The sequence below is a fragment of the Proteus sp. LHD240705 genome, from assembly GCF_047921555.1.
In the GTDB taxonomy this organism is placed as follows: domain Bacteria; phylum Pseudomonadota; class Gammaproteobacteria; order Enterobacterales; family Enterobacteriaceae; genus Proteus.
This window is the reverse complement of the sequence record NZ_JBLRMI010000004.1, coordinates 114,249-127,197: the sequence shown is the minus strand read 5'-3', so window position 1 is coordinate 127,197 and position 12,949 is coordinate 114,249. Positions and strand designations below refer to the sequence as shown.

At 35.4% G+C, this 12,949-nt stretch carries 12 protein-coding genes and 4 tRNA genes; 14 read left to right on the top strand and 2 right to left on the bottom strand.

The window, feature by feature from the left end; genetic code table 11:
* Position 1 precedes the first annotated feature (1 nt).
* Positions 2 to 2,710, bottom strand: a complete 2,709-nt coding sequence (rcsD, locus tag ACNART_RS09665) for a phosphotransferase RcsD (protein ID WP_198619784.1) — start codon at positions 2,708 to 2,710, stop codon at positions 2 to 4.
* 202 nt (positions 2,711 to 2,912) lie between these two features.
* On the opposite strand from rcsD, the gene ACNART_RS09660 reads away from it, so the two are divergent.
* The 4 genes from ACNART_RS09660 (at position 2,913) to ACNART_RS09645 (ending at position 3,542) form a co-directional block, all read left to right on the top strand.
* A tRNA-Ser gene (locus ACNART_RS09660) sits at positions 2,913 to 3,000 on the top strand.
* A 6-nt stretch (positions 3,001 to 3,006) separates the two neighbouring features.
* A tRNA-Thr gene (locus ACNART_RS09655) sits at positions 3,007 to 3,082 on the top strand.
* Between the two features lie 290 nt (positions 3,083 to 3,372).
* Positions 3,373 to 3,460 (top strand) — tRNA-Ser (locus tag ACNART_RS09650).
* 6 nt (positions 3,461 to 3,466) lie between these two features.
* Positions 3,467 to 3,542: transfer RNA gene (locus ACNART_RS09645), tRNA-Thr, on the top strand.
* Between the two features lie 122 nt (positions 3,543 to 3,664).
* Here ACNART_RS09645 and ACNART_RS09640 read toward each other — a convergent pair.
* The gene (locus ACNART_RS09640) at positions 3,665 to 4,402 is read right to left on the bottom strand and encodes a LexA family transcriptional regulator (RefSeq protein ID WP_198625783.1); all 738 of its coding nucleotides are present in this window, start codon (positions 4,400 to 4,402) and stop codon (positions 3,665 to 3,667) included.
* 238 nt (positions 4,403 to 4,640) lie between these two features.
* On the opposite strand from ACNART_RS09640, the gene ACNART_RS09635 reads away from it, so the two are divergent.
* The 10 genes from ACNART_RS09635 to ACNART_RS09590 all read left to right on the top strand — a co-directional run bounded on the left by ACNART_RS09635 (position 4,641) and on the right by ACNART_RS09590 (position 12,939).
* Entirely contained in the window at positions 4,641 to 5,456 is an 816-nt protein-coding gene (locus ACNART_RS09635) for an antitermination protein (RefSeq protein WP_198632235.1), read from the top strand.
* Positions 5,457 to 5,818: 362 nt separating this feature from the next.
* Positions 5,819 to 6,127 carry a phage holin, lambda family gene (locus ACNART_RS09630; protein WP_088495157.1) on the top strand — a complete coding sequence of 103 codons (309 nt, stop codon included), beginning with the start codon at positions 5,819 to 5,821 and terminating at the stop codon, positions 6,125 to 6,127.
* Positions 6,120 to 6,524, top strand: coding sequence for a structural protein (locus tag ACNART_RS09625; protein ID WP_198619786.1), 405 nt, complete (start codon positions 6,120 to 6,122; stop codon positions 6,522 to 6,524). The genes ACNART_RS09630 and ACNART_RS09625 overlap by 8 nt, the downstream gene beginning before the upstream one ends.
* On the top strand, positions 6,521 to 6,970 hold the full coding sequence (locus ACNART_RS09620) for a lysis protein (protein ID WP_198619787.1): 450 nt from the start codon (positions 6,521 to 6,523) through the stop codon (positions 6,968 to 6,970). The genes ACNART_RS09625 and ACNART_RS09620 overlap by 4 nt, the downstream gene beginning before the upstream one ends.
* A 98-nt stretch (positions 6,971 to 7,068) precedes the next feature.
* A complete protein-coding gene (locus tag ACNART_RS09615) occupies positions 7,069 to 7,581 on the top strand; it encodes a phage gateway protein (RefSeq protein ID WP_198619788.1) in 513 nt (170 codons plus the stop codon).
* An 8-nt stretch (positions 7,582 to 7,589) separates the two neighbouring features.
* Positions 7,590 to 9,077: a DUF3383 domain-containing protein gene (locus ACNART_RS09610; RefSeq protein ID WP_368927940.1), complete on the top strand. Its 1,488-nt coding sequence runs from the start codon at positions 7,590 to 7,592 to the stop codon at positions 9,075 to 9,077.
* 10 nt (positions 9,078 to 9,087) lie between these two features.
* A complete protein-coding gene (locus tag ACNART_RS09605) occupies positions 9,088 to 9,540 on the top strand; it encodes a phage tail fiber protein (RefSeq protein ID WP_109373851.1) in 453 nt (150 codons plus the stop codon).
* Positions 9,541 to 9,603: 63 nt separating this feature from the next.
* Complete coding sequence (locus ACNART_RS09600; RefSeq protein ID WP_368927939.1) at positions 9,604 to 10,062, top strand: hypothetical protein; 459 nt, start codon at positions 9,604 to 9,606, stop codon at positions 10,060 to 10,062.
* Between the two features lie 82 nt (positions 10,063 to 10,144).
* Positions 10,145 to 12,448, top strand: a complete 2,304-nt coding sequence (locus ACNART_RS09595; RefSeq protein ID WP_368927938.1) for a hypothetical protein — start codon at positions 10,145 to 10,147, stop codon at positions 12,446 to 12,448.
* A gap of 2 nt (positions 12,449 to 12,450) precedes the next feature.
* A complete protein-coding gene (locus tag ACNART_RS09590; protein ID WP_198632230.1) occupies positions 12,451 to 12,939 on the top strand; it encodes a phage baseplate protein in 489 nt (162 codons plus the stop codon).
* The last annotated feature ends 10 nt before the right edge of the window (positions 12,940 to 12,949 follow it).

The following is a 12,949-nucleotide window of genomic DNA, read 5'->3' as shown; positions in this document are numbered from 1 at the left end:
TTTAATTGTTACCTTGCTGCAGCAACTGTTGAATCCATTTATCCAGTTGAGTGATACGTTCTTTGATCTCTAATTCATTATGATTTTTTATGTCATGCTCTAAATATTCACAGCTTTCTCTGAGATATTCTAAATCTAACATGGCAAAAACCCCTTTTAGACGGTGAGCTGTCTGGGCTAGAGAATAAAAGTCTTTATTTGTTGCTTCTAAGTGTAGTTTTTCAACATCAATAGGAACAGTACTGATAAATAGTTCCTTATAATCACTACCATTCAACTTCTTCCTATAATTATTAAGAATTACTTCGTATTTATCAAGGTTATTATTTTCATCCCAAATACTCTCTTCAGTTGTATCTAGGGAAAATGACTCATTTTCTTCAATTAAATAAGTAATAGCCTCTATTAACGGATCACCGAAGTTATAGTTACACTTTATTAAATCTTTTGATATTTTTTCAAATCCAACAATAGAACTCATTAATAATATTGTTGGAGATTCAGGGTTATCATTCGGCGTATCCTTAAGTATGATATCGTATTCAGGATAAAGATTCTCTCTATTTTTATCAAAGTATGTGGCGCCATATTTATCAAGCTGTTGACAGATAATTTTTTCTATTTCAGGATTTTTTATAGCGAGTTTTGCGTTTACTCCCTCTAATAATACGTTAAATGTTCGTTCTTCAGTATCTATATGCTGGTATGGGAGTGCAATTTGGAAATGAGAACCAATACTTTCTTGGCTCTTAATCGTTAATTCTCCTTGTATTTTGTTGCATAGCAAATGGCATAAATAAAAAATGATACCTGAATTAGAATAATATTTGTCTCCCATTGCTTGTCCTAAGAATGGGTATTTTATATTAGCAATATCTTGAGGGGTAAGCCCGCTTCCACTGTCAATAATATCTATAAGTATTTCTTCTTTATCTTTATTTTTAACTAAATTCAGATTAACGGTTATCTTTCCATAATTAGTCGTGCTAATGGCATAATTAATCAATGATAAAATAATCTTACTTAAAGCGGGACCATCGTTAATTAAAAGTAATCCAGGTCTTATATTATTGTGGAAATAAAGTGTTAGGCCTTTTCTTATCATAAAAGGTGATGCTGTTATCAGAATAGATTCAACTAATGTTGATAGTTCAAATTCATCCTTATGAATTTTCCATTCTTGGTTTTCTAACTTATTAATTAATGTAATGTTTTCTATCCATTCAGAAATGTAATTTGTTTTCTCTAATAATAAGCTAAGCAATTGTTGATGAGTGTCTTCGGGTAATAATTCTTTAAATTGATAAACCATCTCATTTATATCTTTGATAGGACGCATTAATTCTAATGACATATTAGATAAGATCTTGCGTCGTGCGATGGTATTTTTCTCATATTCTTGCTGTGCAAGTTGTAATTTTTTATTGATTAGCGCTTCGTTATCTTTATTCAGAAATATGAATAATGAGGTATTGTCAATATTGTTATTATTACTTGTTCTTATTTCATAAATTTCGTTGTTGATAGCCGTTTGAATTAAGCCATTGTGCTCAACTGCCATTTGGCGGATCTTAGATAAATCGATATGAGGCAGTAATTTTTCCGCATGACTATTACTAATAATCTTATGGTTAGAGGAAAAATTATAGACTAGTAATCCTATCGGAAGGTTTGAAATGATGTCGTTTGTCATCTCTTCTTTGATCCGTAGATTACGAGTCATAGAGATATAAGGGAAAACGTACTTGTTACGGATATAAATATGGCCAAAAACGGAGATAGAAATAAATATCAGCAGACTGATTAATAACCAAATATTTTTGTAGGCAATCTCTTTTATAATCGACTTCATAGGGTATTCATAAGAGAGTGAATATGGGATCCCAATAATCGGTTGAGAAAAAATCAGTGAAGAGCCATCGGTTGATATTTCAATGTTATTCTTGTCATAAACAGATTGCTGACCTGTCGGAAGTAATCTTAAGTAGTGTGGAGATAGCTCTGAAGGCAAGAAATTATTGATAGGCAAATCAAACGCCACTACGCTGGTTAGCTGACCCGGAACATTAAACATAATACGATAAGTATAGTAATAAATGTTTTCCGTAGACATTTTCCTAATAGGAGAAAGGCTCTCTTTTTCATCTAATGCAGTTGATTGCATCAATAACTCAGACCGTTTACTTTCAGCCGTTAATGTTAAATAGCTTTCTTTGTAACGGATCTCCGGTTTAAGCACAGAATGGGTCGTAATTAAGATAAGATCATTCCCTTTACCATTTAGATAATAAAGTGAACTGTAATCATTACGCACACCCCAAAGAATTTCGAGTGAATTTGCAAATCGTTGTGCTAACTGAAAGGTTTGCTCATTGGGTTTACCAAATATAATGGAATCTACGGTTTGGTCTCGTCCTTCAAGCCAAAATACATCAGAACGCAATTTTATTGGATTAAGTCGCAATACAGGAAACATCGAGGTATCGGTTATTTTATTTGATAACTGAAAAAGCTGATTAGAGTGATAACGGTAATCTTCAACCTGTCGAGAGAATTTGAGAGTTGTATTGTTGATAGCGTTTTTTTTGCTATCTAGCCAAGTGTCAAAATAACTGTAAGCGTATAGAAAAAGCGATATGACCATAAAAAGAAGGAATAGGGCATATAGACGAGTTAGTGTATTTGGCTTGAGTTGGTTCAATGTACGCATTCAGTTTGCGAGCCTTTAAGAGACAATGTAATTAAAAATAGAAAATTGAATAAACAATCACCATTATTCAGCCATTATATTAACAGGTTATCCTTTTAAAAGGGATATTCGGATGAACTTTGAGCAAACAAACAAAAAAATCTATTTTTTTTACAATCGGAGCTAGACAGCGGGGTCAGAGATAGGCATAATTCCGCGCTATGGAAGGATGGCCGAGTGGCTGAAGGCAGCGGTCTTGAAAACCGCCGATGGGAAACCATCCTAGAGTTCGAATCTCTATCCTTCCGCCAGAATTAGCCGGCTTAGCTCAGTTGGTAGAGCAACTGACTTGTAATCAGTAGGTCACCAGTTCGACTCCGGTAGCCGGCACCATATAAGAACCCGTTATCTCGTAAGAGGTAGCGGGTTTTTTCTTATCTATAATTCTCTTTTTCATTTTTCCTCTTATTTATTTTTATTTAGTTCCTTATGGGGTACTCCGTTTATTTCTTGATATCACTCTGCTTTTTTATCTTTAGTTATCAAAAATTAATCAATATATTAGTGAGTTAGCATTTTTTAAGCAGAAAGCGTTTGAAGATTGAGCAAACAGATAAAAAAGTCATTTTTTTTACAATCAGGACTAGACAGCGGGGTCAGAGATAGGCATAATTCCGCGCTATGGAAGGATGGCCGAGTGGCTGAAGGCAGCGGTCTTGAAAACCGCCGATGGGAAACCATCCTAGAGTTCGAATCTCTATCCTTCCGCCAGAATTAGCCGGCTTAGCTCAGTTGGTAGAGCAACTGACTTGTAATCAGTAGGTCACCAGTTCGACTCCGGTAGCCGGCACCATATAAGAACCCGTTATCTCGCAAGAGATAGCGGGTTTTTTCTTGGATCAATTTTAATATTGAAATGATATAGTAAAAAAACACCACATAAAAAGATTGTGGTGTTTTTGTGTATTATCGTGATCACCAACCCATCACAGACCAATTAAATACTCGTCCCAAAATTTTCACTTCTTCTAATGTCGAACGCTCATCTGGGTAATCAATAGTATTATAGCTGCGGATGATAATGGTGTTATTGGGGAGTCGGTGTAAAATTTTAACTCTCAAAAGATCGCCTTGTTGAATAGCATAAATACCACCATCAATAATTTTTGTATGTCCTGTACTGATAGTGACAATCGAACCATCAGGAATAACTGGGGACATACTGTCACCATGAACTTTAAAAGCAACGGCATCACTAGGTTGAACACCATAGCGATTAAATGTAGAACGAGAAAATCTCAATAATTCCACCTTTTGATTATCAGTGGTACAACTTCCGAAACCTGCAGCCAATTCAATAGTAGTATAGAAGGGGATCTCAACTTCATCTCGTTCTATCGGCGTATTATTATCCCAATCATCAACAGGTGTCATTTCATTTACTGAAACACCATCGTTTCTTTTTGCTCCTCGCCCATATTCTAACCATTCTGCTCGAACATCGAGCCATCGACTTAATGCTAAGATATTTGTTGGATCAGGAATTGACTCATTGTTCAGCCATTTCCATACAGCTGGAGCACTGACTTTTATGCCTTGCTCAGCGAGTGCATCTGTAATTCTTTTACCTAATCCACGTCCTGCAATCCCTGAATCTAAGCAAGCTTCTTGAAGCCTTTTTGTGAACTCCGTTTTATTATCATTTTTAACCACTGGTTAATTTCCTTTGCTGCTTGACGTCACTTTGGTTAAAATATAGCATTAACTATTAGTTAATAAAAGTGCGAAAAGTACAAAAAAGTAACTAAATAAACCAATGCAAGAGTGGTAAGTAAAAATCACGTTGAGATAACGCCGTAAAATGCGGGTGATTTAGATGCATAAATGCCATGCCTTGTCGTGGTACATGGATGACCAATGAGTAGTGATAGGAAATCAAAAGGAGCATTAAATGAGACTAGCAGACTTACCTAAATATTTTTCACCAAAAAGCATTGTATTAAGTGATGTAAGAACAGTGAAGGCAGTAGATTCACTGTCAGTGACTGATGTGATGACATCAATTAGTTTAGCAACTCGAAAAGGGCGAATGGGCATAGAGTTATTTTTAGCTAAACATAGTATTAATCATCCCAGTGAAGCAATAGAAAGCCTTTATCAATATGCACTAACCCAAGCTTATCAATATAAAGCCATTGATAAACTTAATGAAGATGTGAAAGCTAATGTTTTACACATTATTGCTAATTATGCTTTCCAAGATTACGCAAGAAGTGCCGCAAGTAAGAAAGCGTGTCCTGATTGCAGTAATGGATTTATTGAAGTTGACGTTTTTACTACCAAAAGCTACACCTCAAAATCTGTTAAAGAGCTTGAGCGAAATTTTAAAAATGAGTTTAAAGTTAAACCCCAAAATAAAACTTCTTACCGTGAAGTAAGAGAAACAACTCGAGTGGTTTGCCCTACATGTAAGGGGAAAGCTGAAATTCGTTTAGCATGTCGTTGTCATGGACGTGGTCAAGTTTTAGATAAAAAAGAGAGTGAAAAGCAGGGTATGTCTGTTTTCAAACCTTGTAATCAATGTTCAGGACGCGGGTATCCTCGTTTAAAATTCAGCGAAGTATTAGAGAAAGTACAAATGGTGGTGAGTGTTTCTAAAACTGCTGCGTACAGTAACTACAAGCCGTTATTTGAACATTTAGTTGAAGAGTGCTTTAAAGAAGAGTCCTTATCAGAAAAGATTCTGCAAGAAGTGACTGCTAAGTAATAATTTTCTCTATTTATTTATTTTTGTAGAAACTAGTTATTGACTTCTAGGAAAAATAAGCATACTATAACTCCACAGTGAGAGATTTGTATCTAAAGACCTCACAACAGAATATAAAGAGCCCCACTTTTGAAGTGGGGCTTTTTTGTATCTCTATTTTCGTAACTAATATAAATTAACGATATCTGTTAAATTTTATTTTCAATAGAAGACCACCATGTGGTCTTTTTTTCTATCTGCCACTTATCTAATTAGATAAAACATAAACATACTCATGTTAAAACAGTACTTAAATTTAAGTGCTGTGGATGAGTATATTATTTATTACAGTTCCTCCTATTGGAGGTAAGCCATGAGAAACAATGAAAGAAAATCCAGATCTATGGGAACAGATATTTATTGTCCTTTCTTCAATGAAAGAACAAGGAATATCAGCCTCTCTAGCTGGAGGAATGGCTATTCTTCGAGGTTTATATAACGGCGGAGGATGGAAAAAAACCTCTATAGATGGGCTGATGTGTGCAATGTTTGCTTGGTTTATTAAAGATATTCTAATTTTATTTAATATTAATCATGAGTTTGCTTACTTAGCCAGTGTGTTTATTGGCTATGTCGGAGTAGATTCCGTGAGTAAACTCCTTAAAGGAAGAGCAGGAGTTAAAAATGGCTAAAATAGCACGAGGTGAGCGTAATAATAATCCCGGTAATATCCGGCACGGTTCGAAATGGCAAGGATTATCCATAGAGCAAACCGATAAAGATTTTTGTCAATTTATTTCACCTGAATATGGAATACGAGCTATCTACAAATTATTACAAACGTACCAAAAAAAATATGGTTTAAACACTATTAAAACAATTATCAATCGTTATGCTCCACCTAACGAAAATAATACGGCAGGCTATATTATTAGAGCATCAAAAGAAATTGGTATTGAGGAAGATAATCCAATTAATACACAATTAAAAAATGTCGCTATTCCTTTAGCAGTAGTGATTGTTAATATTGAACTTGGCTATCAACCTTATTCAGAAAAAGTTTTTGAAGATGCCTGGTTGTTATTATGAATTATTTATTAAAAATAATGGCAATAGTGATTTTATGCCTAGGTATAGGATCGATTTGGTTAATTGATAAAAATAAATCCTTGAAAAAGGAATACAATAATATTAATCAATCTCTTATTCAACAGATTGCAGAGAATAAAGATTATCAATTAAGAATAAGTCAGCTTAATCAACTTGATAATCGTCATTTACAGGAACTTGTGCATGCAAAAAAAGAAATTGATCAGTTGCGTGATATTAGTGAGCGTACTCCTGAGCGGGTGTATATCAAAGCAGAATGCCCCAAAATATCAGCCAATTCCACCACCGGCTTGGTTGATGCAAGCACCGCCAGACCTACTGACACCGCTATCCGAAATTATTGGGTACTCAGAGAACGAATTGCGCAATCAGAACAGATCATTTTAGGTTTACAAGATTATATTCGGCAAGAGTGTATTAATTAAAAATCCCTTTAATTAATTTATAATCAATAAAAATTATTTATAAAATAAAATAGATTAAATTTTTATAAAGAAAAGGAGAGTTATATTAAGGAGGTAAAATGAAAGATAATGATATTAATATTGCCATTCGTGAACAACTATTAAAACAATTTAAATCAGCAAATATTAATGTTGATGTTATTGCTGGTTATCAGCCAGATAAAAAACAAGATAATAATATTATTATGTTTTTTCCTATAAAGGAGGTTGGCCAAGGTTGGCAAAAAAGAAATTATAATATTCAAGGTGATAATGCAAATCATAAAGAAAAACAACTGTTCGAATTAACATTTCAGGTTCAAGGTTTTATTAAACAACATCCAAATTTAACAGCAGGTGATTTAATTCGAATGACTCGAATGATTATTAATTCGTTGTCTTTTGTCGAATCAATGAGAAAAGTGGGAATAGGGATACAACGTGCGAGCGAAATTAGACGAGCGCCGATAATAAATGCTGGAAATAGTTATGAGCATAATCCTTCATTTGATTTTAATGTCACTTTTTCCAGTACGTTATCTTTAGACACTGCTGCAACAAATTTAATTATTACTAATCTATATCGTATTTAAGGATAAATATGTCTATTAAACAAACGCGCTATATTGATATTGCGAGCGCAGTTATTGGTGCATCAGCCGCACCTATGCGTAAACTTACAGCTCGTATTTTCTCAACAAACCCTAAAATTCCAGCAGGGAAAGTACTTGAATTTGCTAGTGGGCAAGTGGATGAATTACTTGGTGCAGGATCACCAGAAGCGAAATTTGCTCGTCAATATTTTAGTTATGTTAGTCCCGCACCTATTAGTAAACCTAAAGAGCTACAAATTGCTTCTTTTGAACCCGTAGGTCGTGCTCCGACATTATTTGGTACGCCAGCAGCAACGCTTGATAAATTAAAGTTAATTGAAGAGGGTGCATTTACTTTGACTATCGGTGATATCTCTAAAAATATTACTGATATTTCCCTAAAAGATGTTGAGTCTTACGCTGATGTTGCTTCTCTGATCCAAGCTAAATTAAACGCTGAAAGCGAACCTCAATTTGCCAATTGTTACGTCACTTTTAATGCACTTGATGGTGCTTTTTTGATGAGTGGTGGTGTACAAGAAAAAGCGAAGATCACCATAGAACACTCACTTTTAGCCGATGCTATGGGGTTAAGTGACGGAGAGGCATCTGAGGGTAATGTGGCACAAACGGCGCTTCAAGCATTTATCGCTGCCGAAGCGATTTCTGATTCATTTGGTAGTGCGACATTCTTAACCGAGCTTTCAGTAGAGCAAAGTGTTGAGTTAGCAGAGTATATTGCGGGTGAAAATGTAAAATACCAGCTCTATTTATCAGTTCCGGATAAACAAGCCGAAATTTATAGTAAAGCATTAATCGGTACCGCATCAACGGGATTAAATTTAAAAACAGATGATGACTTTTTTGTTCAAGCTCTACCGATGGCAATTATGGCGGCAACAGATTTTGATCGCACAAACGCGACGACTAACTATATGTATCGTCAATTTGGTATCACTTTCCCATCTCAAGTTAAGACAGATATTGCGGCGGATAGATTAGATAAATTACGCGTGAACTATTACGGTGAAACAGCTGTTACTGGCACTGATATTAGCTTCTATCAACGTGGTTTTTTATGTGGAAATGCTTCTAATCCATTAGATATGAGTGTTCATACTAATGAGCAATGGCTAAAAGCCCATATCGCACAGCAATGGTTAAGCTTATTGCTTTCCACTCGTGGTATTCCAGCGAATAAAGATGGTGAAGCAAGAGCGATGATGATTATTGCGGGTGCGGTTACGAAAGCATTAAATAATGGCACTATTCTTACGGGTAAAACGCTGGCTGAAGTACAAAAAATCGCAATTACAGATGCAGCAGGTGATGATTTAGCGTGGCACGATGTACAAAATAAAGGTTATTGGTATAACGCTGAAATCGTTGAAGAAACAGGCCCTTCTAATTTACCAGAATACATCATGAAATATGTATTAATTTACGGTAAAGGCGATTGGGTTCGTAAAGTTGAAGGCTCACACAATTTAGTTTAAGGAACAAACAATGAACGATATTTCAGCAACAGGTTTAAGTTTAATTATTCAGGCAAGTAACACATTTCCTGCAGGTATTCCTATTACCACATTTTCAGATGATGGTGATCCTTTAGATTTACCAGCAGTAGATATCACTCAAACCGCAGTAGATATTAATGGTAATTTAGTGAGTTGGTCAGCGCCTACACCTCAAACTGTGACGGTTAATGTATTAGCAGGTAGTGAAGAAGATGAAAACTTGGCTATTTTGCTTGATGCAAATACAGCAAGACGAGGACGTCGTCATGCAAGCGATATTATTACATTAGTGGCTTCTTATGGTGATGGCTCTATTACCACTGCTCGTAATGGTCGAATTACTAATGGTAGTCGTGGTAATTCAATTGCGAGTGCTGGGCGTCTCAAATCTAAACAGTACACCTTTATTTTCCAAGATTTTGATCGTGTCAGAGCACGTTAATTTTTAGCGTTATTCTTATTCATCTAATGGCGGCTTCGGCCGCCTTTTTTATGGAATTTAATTATGTTAATTAAACCAAAAGAGATCACTGTTATTGATAGTGATCGTGAAGAACATACTTTTATTATTAGCCGATTACCTGCAACGATTGGGCGAGAAATTCTTGCTAAATATCCTTTATCAAATGCACCTAAAATTAGCGATTATGAAGTTAGCAAAGAAGCCATGTTAAAAATGATGGCTTATGTGGCAGTTGAAAAAGAAGGGCAAGAGATTTATCTAAAAACCAGCACATTAATTGATAATCATGTGCCTGATGGGGAAGCTTTGATTCGTCTTGAACTCGAAATGCTGAAATACAACACCAGTTTTTTCGGCAAAGACGGGAGCCCAAATTTCCTACAATACCTACTAGGCAAGTTCAGCGGTTCTCTCCCGTCGATTATAAAAACGCTGATGGCTTCTTTGCAGTCATCATCTCCGCGGGTTTCGCCTCCTTCACAGAACTCAAAACAACTATAGATCTAGAGGAAGCCTTTGATCTGTGGGAGATCGCGATTACTAATCGTTATAACGAGGCGCTTGCGGCGTCAAAGGAGAGATAATGTCTCTATTACAGGTATTTTCTCAGGTACTAATGTTGGAGGCTGAAGTATCTGATAGTGCATTAGCAAATATTAGAAAATCAGCAGATGAAATTCTTGTTGAAATGAAAAATATTGAACAGGGGGTTTCAGGAGGTATTACTAGTTTCTATAACTTTGTTCAAGAAATTCACCTCAATCTTGGGGAATTACCCGAAGATCATGACATAAGTATTTCATTTAATAGTGATGAAATGACAAGTGCTTCTGTAACTATTGAAAACTCAATTCAAAGCATTGTTAAAAGCGCACTAATGGGAACGCAAGAGTTTGATAAATTCTTGCAAGAAATCTTAGTGGGCATGCTGGGCTTATCACTTAATGAGCCAATAAATATTGATCTTAATATCAGTGAAACTCAAGATAAAATTAATTCAGTAACACAAAGTATTGATGACCTGAAAAGCGCTATGTCGGTGTTAGATTACCAAAGAGAATTGGTCAATAACAATGGCGCAGCGGAAGCTCATATTTTAGCAAGCCTCAATGCTGAATATGATGCAATGGAGGCGCAATTATCTTCACTTAATGGTGAGTTGAGTTCTTTAACTGAAGCTGAAAAGAAAAATAAAGAAAGTAAAATTGTCATCGATGCACTGATTAAACAATTAGGTGCTGATTACGATACTTTTATTACCATAATGCAAACGCAAGGCATTGAAGCGGCAGTTAAAGAAGCAAAGGCTCAACGTCGATTAGGTGATAGTGTTGATGAAACAGGTAAAAGCTATCAGAAAACCACAGCGAAAATGAAGGACTATATTCTTAACGCCATTGGCGCTAAGGATATTACGGGGACTTTGCAAAAGGTTTTTTCTGCTTCATTAGATCGCGCCAAAGAAATAGAGTCGCTAGATAAACTGAGTAAAAAAATAGGTATCGCAGCTATCGATATCGATGCATTTTCAGGTGTTATGGCTGAAATGGGGGGCACAAAAGAGGCCGCTCAAGCTGATTTGACGGCAATGGCCAATGCATTTAATGATACAGAAGATCCTATCGAACAACTTTTAAAGACCGCAGATAAAGTCAAAGGGATGAGCTTTGATGGAGCCCAAAAAGAGCTGGAAAAACTGGGTGTTGTCGATGAAAAAACCATTGAATTAATGATGAAGGGGCGCGAAGAATTAGAGCGCACAATGGGGGTTCAAAAACAATTTTCTGGTATTAATGATGAAAGTATCGAAAGTTCTATTCAACTTAATGCAGTAATGAATAAGTTTGATCAATTAGCAGCACAATTAAAAAATAACTTTTTAGAGATAATTATTCCCGTTCTTGCAAAAGGAATAACGTGGTTTGATAAATTAGTTAATTTTTGTATTGACAATAAAGATTTTGTTATCGGTTTCTTTTCAGCTATTGGTAGTGCTGTTGCCATTTTTTATTTACCTGCAATGGTGTCTGCGGCAGTTGCTACACTTGCAACGGCACTCCCTATATTAGCTATTGCTGCTGTTATTGGGATCTTAGCGACGGCATTTAAACTCGTTTATGACGATATTATGAATTTTATTAATGGTAATGATTCAATGATAGGCAGTATATTGGATCAATACCCCGCGCTTAAAGACGCAATAATGATTGTATGGGAAGCATGGCAAGTTTTTGTTCAATCTTTAACGATTGCTTCAAAGGCTATTGCTGAACATGTTATTGCTGCTTGGAATTATATATCTGACGCATTTAATCAATTTGTTATAGCGCTTAATGCAGGCATTAATAATATTATCGAGTGGGGGCAATCAATTATTAATGTTTTTGTTTTTGTCTCTGATGCTGTGGTTAGCGTATTTAGTTGGATGTGGGAATATATAGAGAAAATATTAGGTTGGGTTAATGAAGGTATTGATTCAATAAAAGGGATTTGGCAATCAGCAAAAAGCTTTTTAGGTATGGAGGATGCTGAAAACGAAATAAAAGTTGTTCAAAAAGTAGAGCGACAATTATCTGACGAAGGCAATCTCAATTACACCATTCCACAACCAAAGCCAGCAATACCCTATTATAATCCAGTACAAGATGTAAATGCGTTAAATAATGGATTAACACTGTCATCAACAAATAGTTTAAACCCGATGACCAGTCAAATGATCAGTAACCAATCAAGCGTTAAAAATGAAAGTAATGTTCAAATTGGTGAAATTAGAATTGAAACACAAGCCACTGACGGGCCTGGTGTTGCGAAAGCGATTAATGAAACATTGATAAATGAAGCTGCTAAAGAAATTTCAGAGCACTACTCTAGCGGAGGTAAGAGTTAATTATGATAACTGAAGTTAGAATTTTTGATTTAGAGTCATTTGCAACACTATTTGATAGCGTTAATCCGATGAAAGTTTCGATTACTGATAGTCACCAAGTTATTAAATTTGCGGTTGAAAATGGTGAAAATCGTAGCGACCACATCATTGTTGATCCTATTAGTATAAGTGTCGAATTACTATTAACGGGTGATATTGTGAATCGTTACTCTATTATCAAGCAGCTTTATGACGAACACACACTGGTGGGAATTCAAACTAGAGTCAAAACCTATCAACCGATGTTGTTAGAGAGCCTTAGTCATGATGAAGATCCCCAAAAAGTGAATGCCATCGAATTAACACTCAAATTTATAGAATGGAAAACAATAGAGCCTGAATATAATAAAAAATCTTCTAAATCGACAAAAAAACCAAAGCAAACCTCAACAGTCAATCGTGGAAATGTCAAAAGTAAAAAATCAACACAAATAGGAAAAAAAGAAAAATAGGAGGTAGATA